Origin of the sequence: Prevotella sp. RM4 (genome assembly GCF_000701965.1) — a bacterium.
Taxonomy (GTDB): Bacteria; Bacteroidota; Bacteroidia; order Bacteroidales; family Bacteroidaceae; genus Prevotella; species Prevotella ruminicola.
The window spans coordinates 15,681-38,947 of record NZ_KL370843.1 but is presented as its reverse complement, the minus strand read 5'-3'; the positions used below and the strand labels follow the sequence as shown (position 1 = coordinate 38,947).

General features: G+C 50.7%; 18 protein-coding genes. 1 reads left to right on the top strand and 17 read right to left on the bottom strand.

The window, feature by feature from the left end:
* Positions 1-287: 287 nt before the first annotated feature.
* Entirely contained in the window at positions 288-2,594 is a 2,307-nt protein-coding gene (bglX, locus tag T499_RS0113365) for a beta-glucosidase BglX (RefSeq protein WP_232221111.1), read from the bottom strand.
* A 95-nt stretch (positions 2,595-2,689) separates the two neighbouring features.
* Here bglX and T499_RS0113360 point away from each other — a divergent pair, with 95 nt between their 5' ends.
* Positions 2,690-3,517 (top strand): SGNH/GDSL hydrolase family protein, encoded by an 828-nt coding sequence (locus tag T499_RS0113360; protein WP_033151385.1) that lies wholly within the window; start codon positions 2,690-2,692, stop codon positions 3,515-3,517.
* A gap of 15 nt (positions 3,518-3,532) precedes the next feature.
* Here the strand turns inward: T499_RS0113360 and T499_RS0113355 are convergent, their stop codons facing one another.
* The 16 genes from T499_RS0113355 to T499_RS0113280 all read right to left on the bottom strand — a co-directional run bounded on the left by T499_RS0113355 (position 3,533) and on the right by T499_RS0113280 (position 23,206).
* Complete coding sequence (locus T499_RS0113355; protein WP_033151384.1) at positions 3,533-5,125, bottom strand: alpha-N-arabinofuranosidase; 1,593 nt, start codon at positions 5,123-5,125, stop codon at positions 3,533-3,535.
* A 15-nt stretch (positions 5,126-5,140) separates the two neighbouring features.
* Positions 5,141-6,736, bottom strand: a complete 1,596-nt coding sequence (locus tag T499_RS0113350) for a xylulokinase (protein WP_033151383.1) — start codon at positions 6,734-6,736, stop codon at positions 5,141-5,143.
* Between the two features lie 87 nt (positions 6,737-6,823).
* Positions 6,824-8,362, bottom strand: coding sequence for an L-arabinose isomerase (araA, locus tag T499_RS0113345; protein WP_033151382.1), 1,539 nt, complete (start codon positions 8,360-8,362; stop codon positions 6,824-6,826).
* A 39-nt stretch (positions 8,363-8,401) separates the two neighbouring features.
* Positions 8,402-9,112: an L-ribulose-5-phosphate 4-epimerase gene (locus T499_RS0113340; RefSeq protein WP_028908421.1), complete on the bottom strand. Its 711-nt coding sequence runs from the start codon at positions 9,110-9,112 to the stop codon at positions 8,402-8,404.
* 5 nt (positions 9,113-9,117) lie between these two features.
* Complete coding sequence (locus T499_RS0113335; RefSeq protein ID WP_013064006.1) at positions 9,118-9,792, bottom strand: NUDIX hydrolase; 675 nt, start codon at positions 9,790-9,792, stop codon at positions 9,118-9,120.
* A 15-nt stretch (positions 9,793-9,807) separates the two neighbouring features.
* Positions 9,808-11,553, bottom strand: coding sequence for a sodium:solute symporter (locus T499_RS0113330; protein ID WP_013064465.1), 1,746 nt, complete (start codon positions 11,551-11,553; stop codon positions 9,808-9,810).
* A gap of 78 nt (positions 11,554-11,631) precedes the next feature.
* Positions 11,632-12,810: an aldose epimerase family protein gene (locus T499_RS0113325; protein ID WP_033151381.1), complete on the bottom strand. Its 1,179-nt coding sequence runs from the start codon at positions 12,808-12,810 to the stop codon at positions 11,632-11,634.
* A gap of 183 nt (positions 12,811-12,993) precedes the next feature.
* Positions 12,994-14,157 carry a galactokinase gene (galK, locus tag T499_RS0113320; RefSeq protein ID WP_013064299.1) on the bottom strand — a complete coding sequence of 388 codons (1,164 nt, stop codon included), beginning with the start codon at positions 14,155-14,157 and terminating at the stop codon, positions 12,994-12,996.
* A 26-nt stretch (positions 14,158-14,183) separates the two neighbouring features.
* Entirely contained in the window at positions 14,184-15,461 is a 1,278-nt protein-coding gene (locus T499_RS0113315) for an MFS transporter (RefSeq protein ID WP_033151380.1), read from the bottom strand.
* Between the two features lie 36 nt (positions 15,462-15,497).
* Positions 15,498-16,589, bottom strand: coding sequence for an aldose epimerase family protein (locus T499_RS0113310; RefSeq protein ID WP_033151379.1), 1,092 nt, complete (start codon positions 16,587-16,589; stop codon positions 15,498-15,500).
* Positions 16,590-16,696: 107 nt separating this feature from the next.
* Positions 16,697-18,010, bottom strand: coding sequence for a bifunctional folylpolyglutamate synthase/dihydrofolate synthase (locus tag T499_RS0113305; protein WP_033151378.1), 1,314 nt, complete (start codon positions 18,008-18,010; stop codon positions 16,697-16,699).
* A gap of 21 nt (positions 18,011-18,031) precedes the next feature.
* Positions 18,032-19,192 carry a molecular chaperone DnaJ gene (gene dnaJ, locus T499_RS0113300; protein ID WP_033151377.1) on the bottom strand — a complete coding sequence of 387 codons (1,161 nt, stop codon included), beginning with the start codon at positions 19,190-19,192 and terminating at the stop codon, positions 18,032-18,034.
* 6 nt (positions 19,193-19,198) lie between these two features.
* Positions 19,199-19,780, bottom strand: a complete 582-nt coding sequence (locus T499_RS0113295) for a nucleotide exchange factor GrpE (RefSeq protein WP_198021308.1) — start codon at positions 19,778-19,780, stop codon at positions 19,199-19,201.
* 60 nt (positions 19,781-19,840) lie between these two features.
* A complete protein-coding gene (locus T499_RS0113290) occupies positions 19,841-21,454 on the bottom strand; it encodes an ABC-F family ATP-binding cassette domain-containing protein (RefSeq protein WP_033151376.1) in 1,614 nt (537 codons plus the stop codon).
* A gap of 70 nt (positions 21,455-21,524) precedes the next feature.
* Positions 21,525-22,595 carry a bifunctional histidinol-phosphatase/imidazoleglycerol-phosphate dehydratase HisB gene (gene hisB / locus T499_RS0113285; protein WP_033151375.1) on the bottom strand — a complete coding sequence of 357 codons (1,071 nt, stop codon included), beginning with the start codon at positions 22,593-22,595 and terminating at the stop codon, positions 21,525-21,527.
* On the bottom strand, positions 22,592-23,206 hold the full coding sequence (locus tag T499_RS0113280; RefSeq protein ID WP_033151374.1) for a hypothetical protein: 615 nt from the start codon (positions 23,204-23,206) through the stop codon (positions 22,592-22,594). The genes hisB and T499_RS0113280 overlap by 4 nt, the downstream gene beginning before the upstream one ends.
* Between the last annotated feature and the right edge of the window lie 61 nt (positions 23,207-23,267).

Sequence of the window (23,267 nt, the reverse complement as noted above, 5' to 3'; positions counted from 1 at the left end):
GATGGTTCTTATGAAAAACAAAGTAGCCAGCGTGAAGCGCTGGTTGGATTCGTAAGGAGGCTTGCTGAATAAAATCTGAATGTAAATACTACAAACATCGTTCTTATAGTTAATAAGTACTAAATTAATGCGGTTGGAAGAGCAATGAACGGGAAAATTGCCTATATTTGTACCAACTAAAAATCACCAAAAAGGAATGCTTATGACAACTAAGAACGAAACAAAAAACGAAGAATTACAGATCGACGATAAGTTAGTCGAGACCAGTACACCGAAACAAATGCCATCTATATGGTACACTTAAAGAATAAGCGCGGCACCTGCAAAAAGGTGTCGCGCTTCTCTTTTTTTTGTATGGTAAGTACGGCTTTCTTCAGATGTTTCAGACTGCTGTCGGGACCAATCATAATCTCAAAGTCGCCTGGTTCCAGCACATATTCCAACTGGCTGTTGTAGAATTTCAGCAGGTCGTCGGTAATCTCGAACTTCACTACCTTGCTTTCGCCCTTCTTCAGGTGAATGCGCTCAAAGCCCTTCAGCTCTTTTACGGGGCGGGTGATGCTGGCCACCATATCGTGGATGTACAGTTGCACAATCTCGTCGGCATCGTAGTTGCCGGTATTGGTAACCGTTACCTGTGCTGTGCGGCCGTTAAGCGTTACATCGCTATAAGCAAAGGTGGTATAGCTCAGACCGTAGCCGAAGGGGTAGAGTGGGTCGTTACGTACATCGAAGTAGTTGCTGCCGAACTTCTGGAACTCCTTGCGATCCTCGCCTACAGGGCGACCGGTGGGTAGATAGTTGTAGTAGAGTGGCTCCTGACCTGTGACCTGAGGCATAGAGGTGGTGAGCTTGCCGCTGGGCACCTTATCACCAAACAGTACGTCGCAGATAGCATCGCCTGCCTCGCTGCCACCAAACCATACCTGCAGGATGGCGGGCACATGGGCCTGCTCCCAGCTGAGCACGGTGGGGCGGCCTGCAAAGTTGAGTACCACTACGGGCTTGTCCAGTTGCAGCAGGGCCTGGAGCAGTTCGCGCTGCACATCAAACATCTCGAGTGTGGCGCGGCTGCTGCTCTCGCCACTCATCTCGGCACTCTCGCCCATAGCGCACACAATCACGTCGGCATCCTTGGCTATGGCCAGTGCCTCGCGCTTCAACAGTTCGCTATCCTTGAACGGGGTGGCGCGATAAAAACCACCATCCTTCTGCAGCGTAGAGTCGCTGGTAAAGTTGCAGCCCTGGGCATAGCTCACGGTGGCCTTACCTGCCAGCGCCTGCTCCATAGCCTCTTTCAGGGTGATGTACTTGCTGTTGTCGGCTGTAGGTGCCCAGGTGCCAGCCATATTGGCACGGTTGTGGGCCATCGGACCGATAAGGGCTATCTTGCCTTGTTTCTTGAGCGGTAGCAGCTGGTCCTGGTTCTTAAGCAGCACAAAACTCTCGGCTGCCAGATTGCGGGCTGCCTGCTTGTGTTCGGTGGTATAGATGTCGGTGGCGCGGCGTTTCTTATCAAGGAAACGGTAGGGATTCTGGAACAGTCCTAACTTGTATTTCGCCTCCAGCACACGACGGCAGGCCTGGTCGATCTCGGCCATAGTGACCTTACCCTCCTTGAGCGACTGCTCTAAGGTACCGATGAATCCCTCGGCACACATATCCATATCGGTGCCTGCCTTCAGGGCCAGTGCCGATACCTGTGGGAGATTGCCCAGACCGTGTTTCATCATCTCGGCGATGGCGCCGTAGTCGGTAACTACAAAGCCATCCCACTGCCACTGCTTGCGCAGCACATCGTCGATAAGCCAGCGGTTGGCTGTGGCAGGGGTGTAATCTACGATATTAAACGATGTCATGAACGAGCCAGCCCCAGCCTTGGCGGCTGCCTGGTAGGGTGGGAAGAACTGGTTGTACATGCGTATGTGACTCATATCTACGGTGTTGTAGTCGCGACCGGCTTCGGCACCGCCGTACAGGGCGTAGTGCTTTACGCAGGCCATCATGTTCTCAGGACCATAGTTGCCCTGATAGCCGCGTACCAATGCCTCGGCAATGCGTGAGCCTAAGAACGGGTCCTCGCCATTACCCTCGGCAATACGGCCCCAGCGGGCATCGAGGGCGATATCCACCATGGGGCTGTAGGTCCAGCAGATGCCATCGGCTGTGGCTTCCTTGGCTGCGATGCGTGCAGCCTGCTCGATGGCAGCCAGGTCCCAACTGCACGACATGCCCAGGGGAATAGGAAAAATGGTTTCGTAGCCATGAATCACGTCCATACCCACCAGCAGGGGAATACCCAGACGGCTCTTCTTGACGGCGGCATCCTGTAGCTGACGGATGCCATCCACACCTTTCTGATTCAGGATGGTGCCCAGCTTGCCCTGGGCTATCAGTTGCATCAGCGGACTGTTCTTCAGTTCGCCTGTGGTTGCCGATGTGCCTGGCAGCAGGTTCATCTGTCCTAACTTCTCCTCGACGGTCATCCTGGCCATCAGCTGGCTGATAAAATCATTCATTTTGGTGTCCTGAGCCGTAACGTGCAGCCCAGAGAGGAGCAGCAGGGCTCCTACAAGTAGTCTTTTTAGTTTCATAAATGGGTTTTAATTAAAGATTTTGGGGCAAAGGTACAAAAAAGTTGGCAAAATGTATTATCTTTGCGGCGAATAATAAAAACAAATTAATAACGATGTACAACAAATTTAATCTAAAACTACGATTGATGGTGGTGCTGCTGAGTGCTGCTTTTGCCATCCAGGCTTTGTCGCAAACCGTTTTTACACATCCTTGGCAGGGTAAGCGTGTGGCTTACTTTGGCGACTCGATTACCGACCCGCGTAACAATGGTTCGAAAATAAAGTATTGGGGCTATCTGGCCGATTGGTTGGATATCAAGCCTTACGTATATGGGGTGAGCGGACGCCAGTGGAACGATATTCCACGACAGGCGGATAAGTGCTACGAGGAGCATGGCGACAGCATTGATGCCATTATGATTTTTATTGGTACCAACGATTACAATGCGGGTGTGCCCATAGGCGAGTGGTTTACACAGAAACCCGAAAAGGTGGTGGCTGGCATACACGAACAGAAGCACCCCGTGGACCGTCTGCATCGCTATCCGGTGATGACCGACAGTACGTATCGCGGACGTATCAACATCGCATTAAATAAGGTAAAGCGCATGTATCCCACCAAGCAGATCGTACTGCTGACACCTATCCACCGTGCTGGCTTTTATGCCAACGACAAGAACTGGCAGCCTACCGAGGATTATACCAACCAGTGTGGTGAGTATGTGGATGCCTACGTGCAGTCGGTAAAACAGGCTGGTGAGATTTGGGCGCTGCCTGTGATTGACTGGGGCGCTATGAGTGGTCTGTACCCGCTGATGGACGAGCACGCGCAGTACTTTAAGAGTGCCGAGAACGACCGTCTGCATCCCAATGATAAAGGGCACGAGCGCTTGGCCCGTACCCTTTACTATCAGTTGCTTACATTGCCTTGCACATTTTAAGTGCGAGGCAATTTTTTATTTCAGCGTTACCACAACAATCGACTTAGCTGGCACCTTCATGGTAAGCATGCCCTTCTTAATCTTAGCGTCCTTGTACTCCTTTGGAGCTACTACGTTAGGATGATTAAAGTCGTTGTAGTCGGCTACATTCTTTGAGGTGAGGATGCGACCGCTAACCTGCTTGGCATTGAAACCAGCGAAGTTGAAATCTACGGTCTGATCCTTATCCAGACTTACGTTTGTGATGGCCAGAACGATGCTGCCATCCTTGGTCTTAGCTGCCGATGCAGAGAGCAGTGGGCAAGGACGTGTGGTGTTGTCGCTGGTCTTCTGCTTTTCCTTCCAGTACTCGGTGCTGCACTGCACAGTCTCGCTCTGCAGATCAACAGGCAGATAAGTAGCCTCCTGGAATGGGGTGTACATCTGGAATACGTGATAGGTTGGGGTGAGAACCATGTGGCCTGTGCCCTCCTGATCGGTAAGAATCATCGACTGCAGCACGTTAACCACCTGAGCGATGTTAGCCATCTTTACACGGTCGGTGTACTTATGGAACACATTCAGACTCAGAGCTGCTACGAAGGCATCGCGCAGGGCGTTCTGCTGGTACAGGTGGCCAGGGATAGTGCCGGGCTCCTCGTCCCACCAGGTTCCCCACTCATCAACCAGCAGGCCGATGTTGTTCTGAGGATCCTTCTCGTCCATGATGGCCTTGTGCTTCTTGATTACCTCCTCGATCTCCAAGCACTTACCCAGTGCCCAGTAGTACTGATCGTTATCGAAGTTGATGGCCGAACCCTTAGGACCATTCCAACCGGTGCAGGTGTAGTAGTGCAGAGAGATACCCTGCATGCGGCCACCAATCTTATCCATACAAACCTTGGTCCAGTTGTAGTCGTAGTCGCTGGCACCTGAGGCAATACGATAGAGGCGGTTGCCACCCTGATCGCGCAGGTAGGTGTTGAACTTACGGAACTCGTCGCTGTAGTACTCAGGACTCATGTTACCACCGCAGCCCCAGGCCTCGTTACCAATTCCGAAGTACTTTACCTTCCAGGCCTTATCACGTCCGTTAGCACGGCGCAGACGAGCCATTGGAGTATCGCCATCGCTGGTCATATACTCAACCCACTGTGCCATCTCCTTAACGGTACCAGAACCTACGTTACCCGAGATGTAAGGCTCGCAACCCAGCATCTCGCACAGGTTCAGGAACTCGTGGGTACCAAACGAGTTGTCCTCGATGGTGCCACCCCAGTTGTTGTTACGCAAAGAGGGGCGCTGCTCTTTTGGGCCGATACCGTCCATCCAGTGGTAGTCGTCGGCAAAGCAACCGCCTGGCCAGCGCAGTACAGGAATCTGCAGCGCCTTGAGAGCCTCGAACACATCCTTACGATAGCCGTTGATGTTAGGAATCTGAGAGTTCTCGCCAACCCAGAGGCCGCCGTAGATACAGCTGCCCAGGTGCTCGGAGAACTGACCGTAGATCTCCTTGTTGATTTTGGCTCCAGCCTGATCGGCATGAACCGTAGCTTTCACAGTTTCAGCGGCTGATGCCGATGTGGCAAAAGCCATTGCGATAGTCGCGGTAAAAATAAATTTCTTCATGTCGTTGATAAAATGTTACTTATTATCTACAGCGGCCTGTTCGATAGGCAGACAGCGCTTGTAGTTCTCGATATACTTCTCGAAACCAGCTACATCTTCGGCTGTAGGAGCAACCGAGGTGCCGGTGTTGCCTGCGAATACCACATCCTCGAGGTAGTCGGCCAGGTTCTTACCGTTCTTGCGGATGAGATAGCCTGCCAGCAGAGCGATACCCCATGCGCCACCTTCGCCTGCAGTCTCCATCACCGAGATAGGTGAGTTGAGAGCAGCAGCCAGCATGCGCTGACCAACCACTGGTGTCTTGAAGTAGCCGCCATGACCGGTGATGCGATCCACCTTGATTTTCTCTTCCTTCAGCAGAATGTCGTTACCAATCTTCAGTACGCCGATGGCACCATACAGATGGGCGCGCATAAAGTTTGCCAGGTTGAACTTGTCGCCAGCAGAGCGAACGAACATAGGACGACCCTCGGCCAGACCTGTTACAGGCTCGCCTGATACGTAGTTGTAAGCCATCAGTCCACCGCAGTCGGTATCGCCTTCGAGGGCCTTGTTAAACAGCTTGCCGTAGAGCTCGTTCATATCCACGGGCACACCCAGCAGCTGCTGATACTCCTTGAACAAGCCTACCCAGGCGTTGATGTCGCTGGTGCAGTTGTTGCAGTGTACCATGGCTACAAGCGAACCATCAGGTGTGGTCACCATATCAATCATCTCGTAAGGCTTAGAGAGGGGCTTCTCGAGCACAATCATCGAGAATGATGAAGTGCCGGCAGATACGTTACCTGTGCGCTGCTTAACGGCATTGGTGGCTACCATACCTGTGCCTGCGTCACCCTCAGGAGGACATACGGGGCAGCCTGGCTTCAGGTGGCCTGACACGTCGAGCTTCATGGCACCCTCGGGGGTGAGGAAACCGGCATTCTCGCCTGCGTTCAATGACTTAGGCAGAATGTCGAGCAACTTCCATGAGAACCCCTTGGGGGCGATCAGCTCGTCGAACTTGCGAACCATCTCGGCATCGTAGGTCTTGGTAGCGGGATCTACAGGAATCATACCTGAAGCATCGCCTACACCCAGTACAAACTCGCCTGTCACCTGCCAGTGAACATAACCAGCCAGGGTGGTGAGGTACTTGATGTCGGCTACGTGCTCCTCGTTGTCGAGAATGCACTGATACAGGTGCGAGATGCTCCAACGCAGGGGGATGTTGTAGTTGAAGAGCTTAGAGAGCTCGGCAGCAGCCTTGCCGGTGTTGGTGTTACGCCAAGTGCGGAAAGGTACCAGAATCTGCTGGTCCTTGTTGAAGGCCATATAGCCGTGCATCATGGCGCTGAAGCCGATGGCGGCCAGGGCTTCGATCTCGCAGTCGTACTGCTTCTGTACGTCCTTGCGCAGTTCGGCATAGCAGTCCTGCAGACCGTACCATACAGCCTCGGTAGAGTAGGTCCACAGACCATCTACCAACTGGTTTTCCCACTCGTGTGAACCCTGTGCGATGGGCTCGTTGTCCTCGTCGATGAGGACAGCCTTTATGCGGGTAGAGCCAAACTCGATACCGAGAACGGCCTTACCTGCCTGAATAGTTTCTTTTGCTGTCATATTGATCATTTTTTTTGCAACGGACCACAGGACTTTAGGATTATTCTTCCAATTATAATCAATCCTGTTAGTCCTGTTGTCCGTTGCTAATTATTATTATCGAAGCGCCTTATTAAGCATGTAATATACCTCGTTGTTGCGGAGAGTCTGCTTGAAGTCGGCGATGTTTGTCTGCTTGTTGATGCGAACATACTCGATGCCCAGCATCTCGGCGAAATCCTCCCAGTACTCCTCGGTGATGTCGTAAGAGAAAGCGCTGTGGTGAGTACCACCTGCCAGAATCCAGGCTGCAGCACCAATCTCGAAGGTGGGCTGTGGAACCCAGAGAGCCGAAGCTACGGGCAGCTTTGGCATGGGCTGTGGCTCGATGCACTCTACCTCCTGAGAAATCAGGCGGAAACGGTTACCCAGGTCAACAACTGTAGCCTTGATACCAGCACCTGTCTTTGAGGTGAATACCAGACGGGCTGTCTGCTGCTTGCGGATACCGATGCCCAGGAAGTGAACCTCGAGTTTGGGCTTGTCGGTAGCAATCAGAGGACAAACCTCAAGCATGTGGCTCTGCAGACAAGAGCTCTTGTCGCCAGCGAAGTTCAGAGTGTAGTCCTCGAGGAATGAGCAACCTGTAGGCATGCCCTGCTGGATAACCCACAGTGTGCGATACAGGCAGGCTGTCTTCCAGTCGCCCTCGGCACCGAAACCGTAACCCTCCTGCATCAGGCGCTGTGAAGCCAGACCAGGAATCTGGTCGAATCCGCAGAAGTTTGGATCGTCGATGTTGGCATCGCCCAGGTCGTCGAAGTTGGTAGTGAAGGCTGTAGCGCCCTCGTCCTTCAGAACACGGCGCAGGGCAATCTCGGCCTTGGCTGCATTCTTCACCTTTTCCCAGTAAACCTTCTCGCCACTCTCATCAATCTTGATGGTGTAGAGTTTCTTGTACTCCTCAACCAGTTCGTCAGCTTCCTTATCGGTAACCTTCTTGAAATACTCCATCAGCGAGCTAACGGGATAGTAATCCACGTGGTAGCCCAGGCGCTGCTCGAACTCTACGCGGTCGCCATCGGTTACGGCTACGTTGTTCATGTTCATACCGAACATCAGGCAGCGCACGTTGTGAGCATCAGCCACACCTGCTGCCACGCGAGCCCAAACGGCAATCTGTTTCTGAGCCTTCTCGTCCTTCCAGTAGCCGCAAACCACCTTACGGGCTACACGCATGCGAGTGCAGATATGTCCGAACTCGATGTCGCCGTGAGCACTCTGGTTCAGGTTCATGAAGTCCATGTCGATCTCGTTCCAGGGGATTTCGGCATTATACTGTGTGTGGAAGTGGCAGAGGGGCTTCTGCAGCTGCTGCAGACCCTTGATCCACATCTTGGCTGGTGAGAAGGTGTGCATCCATGTGATGATACCCACGCACTTCTCGTCGTTGTTGGCAGCCAGCATCACCTGCTCTACTTCCTTTGAGCTGTTGGCTGTGCCTTTATATACAATCTTTACGGGGATGTTGCCTGAAGCGTTCAAACCCTCAACCATCTCCTTTGAGTGACTGTCAACTGCAACTACAGCGTCGCCTCCGTACAGAAGCTGTGCGCCAGTTACCCACCAAATTTCAAAATTCTCAAAACCTTTCATATTCTTAAGTTGTTATTAGTTAATAATGTATGATTCTTTTTAATGTTTCTGTCCCTTTTGGCCATAGTACGCGTTGGGGCCGTGTTTGCGCATGTAATGCTTCTCAACCAGCAGCGGATTCATGGTGAGGTTGGGATTAACCGAGAAGGCTACGAAAGCCATCTTGGCGCACTGCTCCATCACCTTGGCATTGTAAACGGCATTGTCGGGTGAGGTTCCCCATGAGAATGGACCGTGATTCTTCACAAGCACAGCGGGCGTGTGATCAGGGTTTATCTTACGGATGTTCAGAATCTCATCTACAATCACGTTACCTGTCTCCAGCTCGTAGTTTCCCTTTACCTCTGCCTCGGTCATATCGCGGGTACAAGGGATATCCTTGTAGAAATAGTCGGCGTGAGTGGTGCCGATGTTGGGGATATCCTTACCAGCCTGTGCGAAAGCTGTGGCATAGGTAGAGTGGGTGTGAACCACGCCCTGGATGTTAGGGAATGCCTTATATAATACAAGGTGTGTAGGGGTATCCGACGAAGGGTTGAGATCACCCTCGACTACCTTACCACTCTCGAGATCAACAACAACCATGTCGCTGGCTTTCATTACATCGTAGTCAACACCAGAGGGCTTGATAACTACAAGACCCTTTTCACGGTCGATACCTGAGACATTACCCCAGGTAAAGATTACCAGGTTCTGCTTCACAAGGTCGAGATTGGCCTTGAATACTTTTTCTTTCAGTTCTTCTAACATTGTTCTTACAGTTTGAAATTTGAATCTTCGTTATAAGCGCGCTTATTAAAACGATAGAGATAAGCGCCGCGTTTTGAACTTTTCTTGTCAATCAGTTCGGTCTTCTCAATGAAGTCCATCTCCTTGACACGCTTGCGGAAGTTGCGCTTGTCGAGCTCGGTGCCATAAACGGCCTCGTAGAGCGTCTGCAACTGGGTGAGCGTAAACAGATCGGGTAGCAGATTGAAGCCTACGGGTTCGTGCGACATTTTCTGCTGAACCAGCTTGCGAGCCTTGCTTACCATCTCGTTGTGGTCGGAATAAAGCTGGGGAATCTCCTCAACGTCGATCCACTCGGCTCCATGCTCCTGGCGCAGCTTGTCGTCGTAATCCATCACATTAATCAGGGCGTAGTACGAAATTGATACTACGCGCTCGCCTGGGTCGCGGTCCACCTTACCAAAGGCACCAATCTGGCGCATGTAGATGTTACGCAAGCCTGTCAGCTCAAAAAGTGTACGCGAAGCAGCTTCGTCCACACTTTCGGTGGCGCCAACGAAGCCTCCGTAGAGGCTCCATTCGCCACGTCCCGGGTCCATCTTGCGGCGACCGATCAATACCTTCAGCTTCTTTTCATCGAAACCGAAGATGATACAGTCGACCGACAACCAGACTTTTGAATGTTCGTTATAAAATGTCATTTGCTTATTACTATTTTACCAGAAATAGAAGTAGAACGATGCACACAGGCCGATAACAACGAGAGTTCCGATGATATCGAATGCACCCCAGCTCTCCTTGATCGACTGTTTGAAGTCGGAAGAGAAGGTGATGGCATCAATCTGCTCTTTCGAAGGTGCAGGTGTGAAGAAGCTTACAGCCACCATCAGCACGATGATGAACAGCAGCAGCCAGCACTCGAAAATGAGCCAGTTGGTCTGCCAGAACCATGTGGTGGCATCCCAGAAAGCACCATCCATGGCTGCCTTACCCGATTCGGTAACAACGTTGGTAACCAAACGAACCATACCAATCAGGAAACCGCCAATCAGTCCCCACTCACCAGCCTTTGGTGTAATCTTCTTCGAGAAGATACCCAGGGTGAATACTGCTACCATCGCAGGAGCAATGAGCGACTGGATATCCTGCAGATAAGAGTAGAGGTTACCCATGTTCATCATGATAGGCATCCAAGCCAGACCCAACAGCACTACAACAACGGTAGCGCAGCGACCTACAAATACGTAGTGAGCCTCGCTCATACCCTTCTTCATGGGCTTGTAGAAATCCTCGGTAAACAAGGTGGCGCAGCTGTTGAAGAATGCGGCCAGCGAAGCTACCAGTGCACATACGAAACCGATAGTTACGATACCCTTGATACCGGCAGGCAGAATGTTCTTAACCATCATGGCGAAAGCACCGTCAGTAGATTCGTGGTTCATGATATCCATCTCGATACCGCTACCACTCTTCAGCGAGAGGGCATAGGCAATCATACCAGGAATCAGGAACATAAAGCAAGGCAGAATCTTGAAGAAACCGGCTGCGATAGTTCCGCGGCGGGCACGCTTCATCACCTCCTTATTGTCCTCGCCAGGAACCTGACCAAGTACACGCTGAACGATGTGCTGGTCGGTACACCAGTACCAGAAACCAATGATCGAGGCACCCAGGAATACCACGTAGCCAGGGAACTGAGGATACATAGGATCGGCTGGGTCGGGGTGGAACATGTGAGTGGTTCCGAAACCATCGTGGGCTGCGTTACATACGCGCATCATCTCGCTCCATCCTGCGGTGATGCTGCCATCGCCCAGCATGTTCAGTCCGAGGAACAGAACCAGGAACGAACCAACAATCAGGATAGGAGTCTGGATGGTTGAAAGGGTCATCACACCCTTCATACCACCGAATACGGTGAACACGGCGGTGATGGCAATCAGACCAATGGCACCATACCAGAAAGGTATGCCCAGCAAGAACTTGAAGAAGATACCACCGGTGAAAGCGGTTACCGACACCTTAGTGAGCACGTAGGCCACCAGGGTGATGATACTGAGCCAAGAACCTGTGCGCTGAGTGTAGCGGAACTTCAGGAAGTCGGGCATCGTGATAATCTTACCCATCTTGTTGATGAGCAGCTGATAGAAAGGTACGAACAGCCAACCCAGAATCAGGATCATCCAACCCTGCATCTCCCAGTGAGCCATACCCACACCATCCTTTGCTCCTGTACCGGCCAGACCTACCAGGTGCTCTGAACCGATGTTGGCGGCAAAGATGGCCATACCAATTACATACCATGGCTCACCCTTACCAAAAAGGTAAGCCGAAGAATCCTCGCCCTGCTGGGCTTTCTTGTCTTTCCAGATGGCATACCATACGGCTGCCACCACTCCACATAGGCCGACGATGAGTACAACCCAGTCGAGCCAGATAAATTCATGTGAACTCCAATTCATGGAAATAAAATTTGATATTAGTTAATAATTAATAGAATTGTCAATTATCAATTGTCAATTGCCAACAGCTACAAGTTCTCACTTAATTGAGAACTTGTAAGCTGCATGACTGTAATACTTCTCGCCTGGGTTCAGGGTTGGCTGTACCCACTCAGGATGGTTAGGTGAGTCGGGATACTTTTGGCTCTCCAAGCAAACACTCACGTGCTTTGGATAGGTGATGCCATGCTTGCGGGCGATGTCCTTATCGGCACCTACACCCTGGAAGTTACCGCTGTAAACCTGTACACCTGGCTCGTTGGTAAACATCTCCATCAGGATACCTGTCTTGGGGCTGTAGAGGCTGGCGCAAACCTGTGTGTCGTCGCCCTTACCGTCCTTGAAGGTGTTCAGGCAGTAGTTGTGGTCGTAACCTGTAGCGTTCTGAATCTGGTCGAACTGCGAGTTGATGCTGTCGCCCAGAGCGTGTGGCTGACGGAAGTCCATTGGAGTGCCCTCAACCGACTTGATCTCGCCTGTGGGGATATAAAGCTTGTCGCTGGGAGTAAAGTTATCAGCGTTTACATACAGTACCATGTCGTAAGCGGGCTGTGTAAAGTCGCCGCTAAGGTTGTAGTAGTTGTGGTTGGTCTGGTTAATGATAGTTGGCTTGTCGGTCTCAGCCTCCCAAGTCATATCCAGCACATTGTCGGCTGTAAGCTTGTAGGTGGTAACAGCCATTACCTTGCCGGGGAATCCGTTTTCGCCATCAGCAGCTACGATGGTAAGCTTCAGGATTGAGTCACCAATCTGCTCTGCCTCGTAAACCTGGTGCATCCAACCGGTGTTGCCACCGCCGTGCAGCGAGTTAGGACCATCGTTGGTGCGCAGCTGTACGGTGTCGCCCTTCAGCAGGAACTGTCCGTTTTTGATGCGGTTAGCATAACGACCTACGCTTGAGCCGTAATCAGATGGGGTGTTGATGGTATCGGCATACTGAGCGATGTTGTCGAATCCGAGAACAACGTCGGTTGGCTTACCATCCTTGTCGGGAACTACCAGCGATACGATACGGGCACCGTAGTTAGTGATGCAAACCTCCATACCATTCTCGTTCTTCAGTGTGTAAAGCTTAACTGGCTTTGACTGAATAGTAGTGTCGAACTTGGCTGGGTTCAAACCCGATACCGTGAGCTGTGGAGCCTGCTGGCTTCCTGCACATGAGAGCATCAGTGCAGCTGCACCAACTCCCATCAATGTTGCTTTCAATGCTTTCATTGTTGTACTTGTTTTTAATTATTACGTTATTGTTAATGCTAATTTGGGTGTAAAATTACAATTATAATTTGAACTAACAAACAAAAATGCAAAAAAAATAAGGAGTAAGGTGTAAAAAACACACCTTACCCCCAATATTTAACCTTTATAAACACAAAAATGTGTTTTTTTGTTGGTTCGGAGTTAGCAAATTCTGCGTGAACCGTCGCCGATTACTACATCGTAAACCTTTGGCTCGTGTCCGTACTTAGCGTTGAACTTTGCCTTAGCGTCGTCGATGAACTTCTTGTAAAGATCGTTGCGAACCAGGTTGATGGTGCAGCCACCAAAGCCGCCACCCATGATACGTGAACCGGTTACACCATTCTCCTTAGCGATATCGTTCAAGAAGTCGAGCTCCTCGCAAGATACCTCATAATCCTTCGACAGACCAGCGTGAGTCTGATACATCAGCTCACCAACCTTCTCGTAGTCGCCCTCGTTCAGTGCGTCGCAAACTGCCAGTACGCGGTCCTTCTCACCGAGAACGAACTTAGCGCGCTTGTAGTCCTCTTCGCCTACCTCGGCACGAACCTCATCCAGCTGCTCCCATGTGCAGTCGCGCAGGGTCTCGAACTTACCCTCTGGGTGCTTAGCCTGAATGTGCTTTACTACGTTCTCGCAGCTGTTGCGGCGATCGTTGTAAGGCGAACCTGCCAGCTGGTGCTTAACTACTGAGTCGAGCAGTACCAGACGGTAGCCATCGGGCTTGAATGGGAAGTACTCAAACTCGCGGCTGCGGCAGTCGAGACGCATCAGGCAACCAGCCTTACCGAATACTGAGGCAAACTGGTCCATGATACCACAGTTAACACCACAGTAGTTGTGCTCGGTAGCCTGACCGGCCAGTACCATATCCCACTGCGAAACCTTGTTGTCGCCGAAGATATCGTTCAAACCACAGGCAAAGCAGCTCTCCATAGCGGCTGATGATGACATACCAGCACCAAGGGGAACGTCGCCGGCAAAAGCGATGTTGAAGCCCTTAACGGGAACACCCAGCTTCTTCATCTCCAGAGCGATACCATAGATGTAACGAGCCCAAGAGGCCTTAGGACCTGCAGGGTCAGAGAGCTTGAAGTCAACGCGGTCCTTCAGGTCGATAGCGTATGCCATCACAGTGTCGTCGGTACCATTAGCACGCATTTCGGCTACAATACCTTTATCGACAGCACCTGGGAACACGAAACCACCATTGTAGTCGGTGTGCTCACCAATCAGGTTAATACGTCCGGGAGATGCATATACGTTACCAGTCTTTCCATCAAAGTGCTTGATGAAGCGGCTTCTTACAAATTCAATGTCCATAAGCTTTAAAATTTAAAGGGTTAATATTAATCGACTTTGATGTCCTGATTCACGTTCTTGCAACCTACGAGGGCGTAGAACAGAATATAGGCCAACATAGCGATGACTAGCCAGTAGCTGAAGATAGGACCGGCTGACTTGGCGATAGCCTCCTGAAGGAGAGGCATCACGCCACCACCAACAACCATTGTCATGAAGATACCCGAGGCAGCCTCAGTGTACTTGCCCAGTCCCTCAACCGAGAGGTTGAAGATACCACCCCACATGATTGAGGTGCAGAGACCGCAAGCAGGAATCAGGAAGGCCTTGGCAGGTACGTCGTGTCCGCTGAACGAGATGGTTACGCTCTCAGGCATAAAGATAGCTACTACGAGCAGCAGGATAGCAACAGCGCTAACTGTTGACAGCTGCAGCTTGGTAGAAACCTTACCAGAGATAGCACTCGAGCAAGCACGACCAATCATCATGAGCAACCAGTAGGCAGCAGCCAGTGTACCACCGATGGCGGCTGCACCTTCGAAACCAAGATCGGTTACGTAGAAGTTCAGCTCCATAGGAATTCCAATCTCGATACCTACATAGAAGAAGATAGCGATAACACCCAGCACGCAGTGGCGGAATGCCAATGGGCTGCGCTCGTACTTAGGAGATACCTTTCCGAGGGTGGGCTCTGGAATTGTAACACGGCTGATGATAACGAACGAAATGGCGAATACGGCAATACCGATAAACAGCAGTGGAGCAACGTCGCCCATGCTGGTCTCGGCTGTTACAGTACCTACCAGGATACCTGCCAACAGCGGTGTGAGTGTACCGGTGAGTGAGTTCAGAGTACCTCCCACCTGAATGAGCTGGTTACCCTTGTTACCGCCACCTCCAAGAAGGTTCAGCATAGGGTTAACTACGGTGTTGAGCATACATACGCAGAAACCGCAGATGAATGCACCAAGCAGGTAGATTACCAGGTTGAGGGCTACAGGAATGCTATCGTATGTGAATACGTAAGTACCTGCGCCTACCAGGCTTGAGAGATACTGGAAACACAAACCAACGATACCCACGATCAGAGCAATCAGGGCTGTCTTTTTGTATCCGTATTTCGTAAGCATTTTACCTGCAGGTATTCCCATAAACAGGTAAGCCGCAAAGTTCATCAGGTTACCCCAAGCTTTGGCAAAAGGATACTCGAAACCCCAGATGTTGCCAAAGGGAGCGCCCATGTTAGTTACAAAGCTGATCATCGCGAAGATGAAGCACATAGTGATAATGGCAATCACCTTGCCATTCTTGTTTGTTTCAGTCATATTTGTCGTCTATTTGTTTAAAATGTTGGATAATTTCTACTCTACCACTCCAAAGCGGTATACGGTCTTCTGCTTGTAACGCTGTCCTGGATTCAGAACCACACTTGGGAAGTATGGACGGTTAGGTGAATCGGGGAAGTGCTGTGCCTCGAAGCAGACAGCTGAACGATATGGGAAAGTGCAACCATTAGCGCCCTTATAGCCGCTCAGGAAGTTACCTGTGTAAAGCTGCAGGCCTGGCTCGGTGGTGTAAACCTCCATAGTACGGCCGCTCTTTGGGTCGGTAACCTTGGCAGCGAATGAGAGCTCGCCCTCTTCCTGCTTGTTCAGTACGTAGTTGTGGTCGAAACCGTGTCCGAACTTAATCTGCTCGTGATCGGCGTTGATGTCCTGTCCGAATGCCTTTGGCTTGCGGAAGTCGAATGGAGTACCCTCAACCTTCAGGATTTCACCTGTTGGGATAGCAGTAGCGTCGGTAGGCAGATAGAAGTCGGCATTGATTTCGCAAATCTGATCGTCGATGCCAGGTGTAGGATCGGCAGTACCAGCCAGTGAGAAGAAGGCGTGGTGTGTCAGATTAACGATTGTCTTCTTGTTGGTAGTAGCCAGGTACTCGATTACCAGTTCGTTGTTGTCGGTAAAGGTAAATTCTACTGTTACATCCAGCTCGCCTGTGAAACCTTCCTCACCATAAGAAGAGATACGGTGCAGAGCCAAAGAGCGAGGACCCATCTGACGGGCATCCCAAACCTTAGCGTTGAAACCTACTGAACCGCCGTGCAGGTGGTTAGGTCCATCGTTAAGAGCCAGCTGGTACTCCTTGCCGTTCAGAATGAACTGGCCTTTGCAGATACGGTTACCCCAACGGCCGATCAGAGTCGACAGATAAGGCTCGTTTCCGCTGGTCAGCTGCTCGATGCTGTCGTGGCCCTGGATAACGTTAGCTACTTTACCATCCTTGCCGGGAACCATAATAGCACAAATGGCACCGCCATAGTTTGAGATGGCAACTTCGAATCCTTTACGGTTTCTAAGAATATACAAGTCGGTTTTTTTACCGTTGATTGTGGCCTGGAAGTTCTCACGCTTCAAGCCGCACAGATTCACTGTCTCTGTAGTGTTCGCCATATGAATATGTTTATTAGTTAAAAATTAATTTTCTGCAAAGTAACAGAAAAAAAATCAAACTAACGAACGTTTCAGCGAAAAAAAAGTTTTTGCAGTCTTAAAAAATTCTAAATACAGTTCTTTAGCAGGTCTGCTACCACATAACTGCTACCTCCAACGAACACAAAGTCGTTATTCTCGGCTGCAGCTTTAGCTGCCTCGTAAGCCGATTTTACATCGGGATAGGCCTCGCCTTGCAGCTCCATGGTCTGGGCATAGAGCTTCAGAACGTTCTCCGAAACGGCACGTTTATTGTTCGCTTTTGTAAAATAATAGGTAGCATTCTTGGGCAGTAATGCCAACACACCCTGTATGTCTTTATCGTCAACCATACCGAATACAATGTGCATGTGATTGCACTTAACCGACTTGAGCTGCTCGCTCAGATAAGTCCAACCTGGCACATTATGACCGGTATCGCAGATGGTAAGCGGTGCCTCGCTGATCTTCTGCCAGCGTCCCTTCAAACCTGTCAGGCTGCAAACATGCAGGAATCCCTGTCGCACCTCGCGGTTCATACAGGGCTTATTAGTCTCGCATGGGCATGCGTGCATGTAGCCCAGAGCCTCCAGCTGCTGTACGGCGCAAAGGATGGTATTGGTGTTCTTTTCCTGATAGCTGCCACCCAGCTCGCCCTTGATAATGCCAAAGTCCTTGGTGTTGTACTCAAAGCCAGCAGCACTGTTCGAGGCCGAGATAATCTGGTTCTGATCCTCGGCAAATACGATGGGCGCGTGGTTCTCAACGGCAACCGTCTCGAATACCATACGTGTTTCGGGTGTGGTCTCGCCAATAACTACGGGCACATCCTTCTTGATGATACCTGCTTTCTCCATGGCAATCTGTTCGAGCGAATTGCCCAGGAACTGCGTGTGGTCCATGCCGATATTGGTGATAACGGATAGGGCAGGGGTGATGATGTTGGTGCAGTCTAATCGGCCGCCCAAACCCACCTCAACTACGGCGATATCCACCTTCATCTCAGCAAAATACTTAAAGGCCAGTGCTGTGGTAAGCTCAAAGAACGAGGGCTTGATGGGCTCGAAGAAACTCTTCTCCTTCTCCACAAAGTCAATGACGTACTCTTCGCTGATGGGCTGACCGTTAACGCGGATGCGCTCACTGAAGTCAACCAGATGTGGCGATGTGTACAAACCTACACGATAGCCGCACATCTGCAAAATAGCAGAAAGCGTGTGAGCACACGACCCCTTTCCGTTAGTACCAGCCACATGAATAGTAACATACTTTTGATGTGGATGGCCGAAATGTTTGTCGAGTGCATGACTGTTTTCCAGTCCTTCCTTATACCCGCCTGCTCCCTGACGCTCGAACATGGGTAGCTGACTGTAAAGGTATTCACACGTTTCCTGATAAGTCATAGCTTTATACCTTATTATATATTAATTAAAGTAATTCTTGAATTTCTGGAAGATCGAGTCGCGTGTCTGCTTGTCGCCCTTGAAGTTGTCGCTGCCCTTGAACTGCTCAATGGCCTGCTTCTCCTCCTTACTCAAGGTCTTAGGCACGTAAACGCTGATGTTCACCACCAGGTCACCACGACCGCTACCATAGCCCTGAACCACGGGCAATCCCTTACCGCGCAAACGCAAGGTCTTACCAGGCTGGGTACCATTCTCGAGTTTTACCTTGAGCTTGGTTCCCTCGATGGTAGGAATCTCAATCTCGCCTCCAAGTGCAGCTGTTGGGAAGTCAAGCAACAGGTTGTAAATCAAGTCGTTACCATCACGTATAAATGTCTCGTGTGGCTCCTCGGCGATAAACACCTGGATGTCGCCCGATGTACCGTTGTGCTTGCCGGCATTACCCTTGCCAGGCACGTTTACAACCATACCCTCGGCTACGCCAGCTGGGATGTTAATCTCTACAACCTCTTCGCCCTTCTCAACGCCTGTGCCGCCGCAGTGCTTACACTTGTTCTTAATCACCATGCCTTCGCCACCGCAAGTGGGGCAAACGCTCTGCTGCTGCATCATACCGAAGATGCTCTGGGTGGTATGAGTGATGTAACCCTGACCGTGACAGGTGGGGCACTGCTCCTTCTGACTGCCAGCCTCGGCACCAGTACCGCTACAATGTGGACAAGGGATATCCTTGCGAACCTTGAACTTCTTGGTAACACCAGTATTGATCTCCTCGAGTGTAAGTTTCACCTTCAGGCGCAGGTCGCTGCCGCGATGCTGCTGTGGGCGACGCTGTCCACCGCCAAAGCCACCAAAGCCGTGACCGCCGAAGATATCGCCGAACATCGAGAAGATATCGTCCATGTTCATATTGGTCTCGAAGCCACTGAAACCGCCGAATCCGCCGCCCATATTAGGTCCGTCGAATCCGAACTGGTCGTACTGCTGACGTGTCTTTGGGTCGTGCAGCACATTGTATGCCTCGGCCGCCTCCTTAAATTTTTCCTCGGCTTCCTTGTCGCCAGGATTACGGTCGGGGTGGTACTTAATGGCAATCTTACGATACGCTTTCTTAATTTCGTCTTCTGTGGCGCTTTTTTGTACGCCCAGCACCTCGTAGTAGTCTCTTTTTTGTGCCATATTGTATTATTGTCCAACTGCCACTTTGGCGTGGCGGATTACTTTGTCGTTCAGTTTGTATCCCTCCTGAAGGCAGTCGATAACCTTACCTTTCTTGTCGTCGCCCATGCCAGGAACCATCGCTACGGCTTCGTGCAGGTCGGTGTCAAAGTCGGCATCTTTGGTTTCAATCTTGCTCACGCCCTGACCTTCAAGTGTCTTTACGAACTTGTTGTAAATCAGTTCTACACCCTCGCGCAGTACCTGTGGATCGTCGGTTTTGGCACCATTGGCAATGGCACGCTCCATATCATCGAGTACTGGCAGAATGGCCGAGATAACCTTCTCGCCACCGTTCAGAATCAGCTCGGCACGCTCTTTCAGTGTGCGCTTGCGGTAATTCTCAAATTCGGCAGCCTTGTAGAGCAGTTGTGTCTTCAGCTCCTCAATCTCCTGCTGGGCTTTTGTCAGAGGATCCAGCTCTTCAGCCTCTTCGGTAGCAGCCTCAGTGTTCTCTGTGCTCTCAGCATTCTCTGCGTTTTCAGCGTTCTCTGTGTTCACCTCTTCGAGGTTCTCTTCCTCGTTGATGTTAATATCTTTTTCTTCCATAATAGCATTGTTTAATAGTTCTGCTTCATCAAGAGCAAAATCCGTGCCAATTGTCAATTATCACTGGTACATCTTTTCCTTCTGAGCCTTGATGGTCTCGTCGTAGATGTATTCGTCGTAAGTTGTCAGCTTATCGATGGTGCCCTTTGGAGTGAGCTCGATAATGCGGTCGGCCACAGTGTTGATAAACTCATGGTCGTGCGATGCAAACAGAATGTTACCCTTAAAGTTAATCAGGTTGTTGTTGAATGCCTGAATACTTTCCAGATCCAAGTGGTTGGTTGGGGTATCCAGAATCAGACAGTTGGCATTCTTCAGCTGCATACGAGCAATCATACAACGCATCTTCTCACCTCCTGACAGTACGTTTACATGCTTCAGTACGTCCTCTTCCTTAAACAGCATTCGTCCCAGGAACGACTTCATGGTTACCTCGTTACCTGGTCCCCACTGGCTCAGCCAGTCAACCAGATTCATTTCGCTCTGGAAGAACTCGGTGTTATCCAATGGCAGATAGGCGGTGGTGATGGTAACACCCCACTTGTAGGTACCTGCATCGGCCTGACGGTTACCGTTGATAATCTCGAACAAGGCGGTCATAGCCTTTGGATTGTGCGAGAGGAATACGGTCTTCTGTCCCTTCTCGATGGTGAAGTTCACGTTGTCGAACAGTACTGTACCGTCGCTGTCAACAGCCTTCAGTCCCTCTACCTCCAGAATCTGTGTTCCAGGCTCACGCTCCATCTGGAAGATGATACCTGGGTATTTACGTGTTGATGGTGTAATCTCTTCTACATTCAGCTTCTCCAGCATCTTCTTACGCGAGGTGGTCTGCTTTGATTTTGCTACGTTGGCGCTGAATCGACGGATAAACTCCTCCAACTGCTTCTTCTTCTCCTCGGCCTTCATCTTCTGGTTCTGAGCCTGGCGCAGAGCCAACTGCGAACTCTCGTACCAGAACGAGTAGTTACCCGAGAACAGGGTTACCTTACCAAAGTCGATATCTACGGTCTGTGTAGAAACGGCATCCAGGAAGTGACGGTCGTGCGATACAACCAGCACGCACTGCTCCAGGTTGCTCAGGTATTCCTCCAGCCACTGAACGGTATCCAGGTCGAGGTCGTTAGTAGGCTCGTCGAGCAACAGGTTGTCGGGGTGTCCGAACAGGGCCTTAGCCAGCATTACACGTACCTTCTCGTTGTTCGAGATCTCACTCATCTGCTTGTAGTGCTGACTCTCGGCAACGCCCAGGTTCTGCAGCAGCTGTGCAGCCTCGCTTTCGGCCTCCCAGCCGTTCATCTCGGCAAAAGCCATCTCAAGGTCGGCGGCACGTACACCGTCTTCCTCGCTCATTTCGGGTTTTGCATACAGAGCCTCACGCTCTTTCATGTTTTCCCACAGTGGCTGATGTCCCATCAGCACAGTGTTCATCACTGAAAACTCATCATACTTAAAGTGGTCCTGCTCCAGCACGCTCAGGCGCTCGCCTGGCTGCATCTCGATGGTACCCTTGTTGGCCTCGAGCTCGCCGCTGATGGCACGCAGAAGGGTTGACTTACCAGCACCGTTTGCGCCGATAATACCGTAAATGTTACCACTTGTAAACTTCAGGTTCACATCCTTGTAGAGAACCTTCTTTCCAAACTGGATTGCCAGATTTGTAACTGTAATCATCTTAACTTCTTAAACCTTTATGTTATTTGGGCTGCAAAGGTACGAAAAAAATCTGAAATTACCAAATTTTCTACAACATTCCCTTCGTTGAAGGGAGTTCGTAGTGATAAATGTCGCGGCGTACAGCCATTTTCAGAGCTCTTGCCAATGCTTTAAAGATACCTTCGATCTTGTGGTGCTCGTTCTGGCCTTCGGCCTTGATGTTCAGATTCATCTTCGATGCGTCGCTCAGACTCTTGAAGAAGTGCAGGAACATTTCGGTAGGCATTTCGCCGATTTTTTCGCGATGGAATTCGGCATCCCAAACCAGCCAGGGGCGACCACCGAAATCCAAGCAGGCCGAACACAAGCAGTCGTCCATCGGCAAGCAGTAACCATAGCGCTCAATACCACGCTTATCGCCCAGAGCCTGCAGGATACATTCGCCTAAGGCGATGGCAGTATCCTCGATGGTGTGGTGCTCGTCAACCTCCAAGTCACCCTTGGTGTGGATGGTCAGGTCTATCATGCCATGCTTGCCAATCTGCTCCAGCATGTGATCGAAGAATCCCAGACCAGTGCTGATGTCGCACTTACCCGATCCGTCCAGGTTTACTTTTACCCAGATGTCGGTCTCTTTCGTGGTGCGCTTAACTTCAGCTGTACGCTCGCCGGCAAACAGCAGTTCAGCTATCTTGTTCCATGTGATACCATCGTCGCTCAGAATCAGCGATTTGCAGCCGATGTTCTGGGCAAATTGTCGGTCGGTTTCGCGATCGCCAATCACGTACGAGTTGGCGATGTCGTAATCTGGATTGTTAATATATTTTTCAACCAATCCGATGTTGGGCTTACGGGTTGGTGCGTTGTCTTCAGGGAAGTGAGGGTCAATCAGAATCTCGTCGAAGGTAATGCCTTCGCCCTCGAGTGTTTGCAGGATGAAATTATGTACGGGCCAAAAAGTATCTTCGGGGAAACTCTTTGTTCCTAAGCCATCCTGGTTACTAACCATTACAAACTCAAAGTCCAGTTTCTCGCGGATAAAGGCCAGGTTGCGTATCATTCCTTTTACAAATTTCAGCTTCTCAAAACTGTCGATCTGCTCATCGGCAGGCTCCTCAATCAGCGTTCCGTCGCGGTCGATAAATAAAATCTTTTTCATATTGTTTTTTTGTTGAATTCTTCTTTCTCTTTGTCCTGCATGTACATCGAAATCTTAACCAGATACAAGGGCAGCGCCATCGTCAGCCATACGTAAGCTTGGATAAATCCGGCTATGGTAAACACTGCGATACTCAGCCATTTTACGTTCTCGGGCATGCCTGATGGGTCGCCGTAAAGCATGCCTACCTGCGACTGCCAGTTGGCAGTAATCAGTATCACCGTAGGCAGGGTGGTTAATAGTGCTAGAGCGGCTACGATAACCAGACATACTATGCTTACTAACAGCAGCTTGCCTACGTGTGCCAGCCACGAGCCGTAGCGCAGGGTAACGGGTTTCAGCATCTGCAACTTCTTCAGGCGCCATTTGGCTGCGGCCAGCCAGAGGCCTACGGCTACTATAGCCAGTATCGAGGCGGGTAAGAGTAGGGTAGGTGAAATCAGTACAGGCAAAGCCTGAGCCACAGCCGCCAGGAGTGCAAAGCCGATGGCCAGCCACCAGGTGGCACGGAATATCTTTCTAAAGTTAGCACTGTACAACTGGTAGCCGTCGCGAATGCACGCCTGACTGCTACGCACCTTCATTTCTATCTTTTTTTTCTCTGTATCCATTGCAAATATCATTTTTTCGCGTGCAAAGATAACGTTTTTTGGCACGAATTACACGAATTAA

What these genes read in the sequence shown, in the direction of transcription:
- bglX (WP_232221111.1), bottom strand. Translation starts at nt 2,594, where the DNA reads ATGAAACTAAAAAGACTACTTGTAGGAGCCCTGCTGCTCCTCTCTGGG.
- T499_RS0113360 (WP_033151385.1), top strand. Translation starts at nt 2,690, where the DNA reads ATGTACAACAAATTTAATCTAAAACTACGATTGATGGTGGTGCTGCTG.
- T499_RS0113355 (WP_033151384.1), bottom strand. Translation starts at nt 5,125, where the DNA reads ATGAAGAAATTTATTTTTACCGCGACTATCGCAATGGCTTTTGCCACA.
- T499_RS0113350 (WP_033151383.1), bottom strand. Translation starts at nt 6,736, where the DNA reads ATGATCAATATGACAGCAAAAGAAACTATTCAGGCAGGTAAGGCCGTT.
- araA (WP_033151382.1), bottom strand. Translation starts at nt 8,362, where the DNA reads ATGAAAGGTTTTGAGAATTTTGAAATTTGGTGGGTAACTGGCGCACAG.
- T499_RS0113340 (WP_028908421.1), bottom strand. Translation starts at nt 9,112, where the DNA reads ATGTTAGAAGAACTGAAAGAAAAAGTATTCAAGGCCAATCTCGACCTT.
- T499_RS0113335 (WP_013064006.1), bottom strand. Translation starts at nt 9,792, where the DNA reads ATGACATTTTATAACGAACATTCAAAAGTCTGGTTGTCGGTCGACTGT.
- T499_RS0113330 (WP_013064465.1), bottom strand. Translation starts at nt 11,553, where the DNA reads ATGAATTGGAGTTCACATGAATTTATCTGGCTCGACTGGGTTGTACTC.
- T499_RS0113325 (WP_033151381.1), bottom strand. Translation starts at nt 12,810, where the DNA reads ATGAAAGCATTGAAAGCAACATTGATGGGAGTTGGTGCAGCTGCACTG.
- galK (WP_013064299.1), bottom strand. Translation starts at nt 14,157, where the DNA reads ATGGACATTGAATTTGTAAGAAGCCGCTTCATCAAGCACTTTGATGGA.
- T499_RS0113315 (WP_033151380.1), bottom strand. Translation starts at nt 15,461, where the DNA reads ATGACTGAAACAAACAAGAATGGCAAGGTGATTGCCATTATCACTATG.
- T499_RS0113310 (WP_033151379.1), bottom strand. Translation starts at nt 16,589, where the DNA reads ATGGCGAACACTACAGAGACAGTGAATCTGTGCGGCTTGAAGCGTGAG.
- T499_RS0113305 (WP_033151378.1), bottom strand. Translation starts at nt 18,010, where the DNA reads ATGACTTATCAGGAAACGTGTGAATACCTTTACAGTCAGCTACCCATG.
- dnaJ (WP_033151377.1), bottom strand. Translation starts at nt 19,192, where the DNA reads ATGGCACAAAAAAGAGACTACTACGAGGTGCTGGGCGTACAAAAAAGC.
- T499_RS0113295 (WP_198021308.1), bottom strand. Translation starts at nt 19,780, where the DNA reads ATGGAAGAAAAAGATATTAACATCAACGAGGAAGAGAACCTCGAAGAG.
- T499_RS0113290 (WP_033151376.1), bottom strand. Translation starts at nt 21,454, where the DNA reads ATGATTACAGTTACAAATCTGGCAATCCAGTTTGGAAAGAAGGTTCTC.
- hisB (WP_033151375.1), bottom strand. Translation starts at nt 22,595, where the DNA reads ATGAAAAAGATTTTATTTATCGACCGCGACGGAACGCTGATTGAGGAG.
- T499_RS0113280 (WP_033151374.1), bottom strand. Translation starts at nt 23,206, where the DNA reads ATGGATACAGAGAAAAAAAAGATAGAAATGAAGGTGCGTAGCAGTCAG.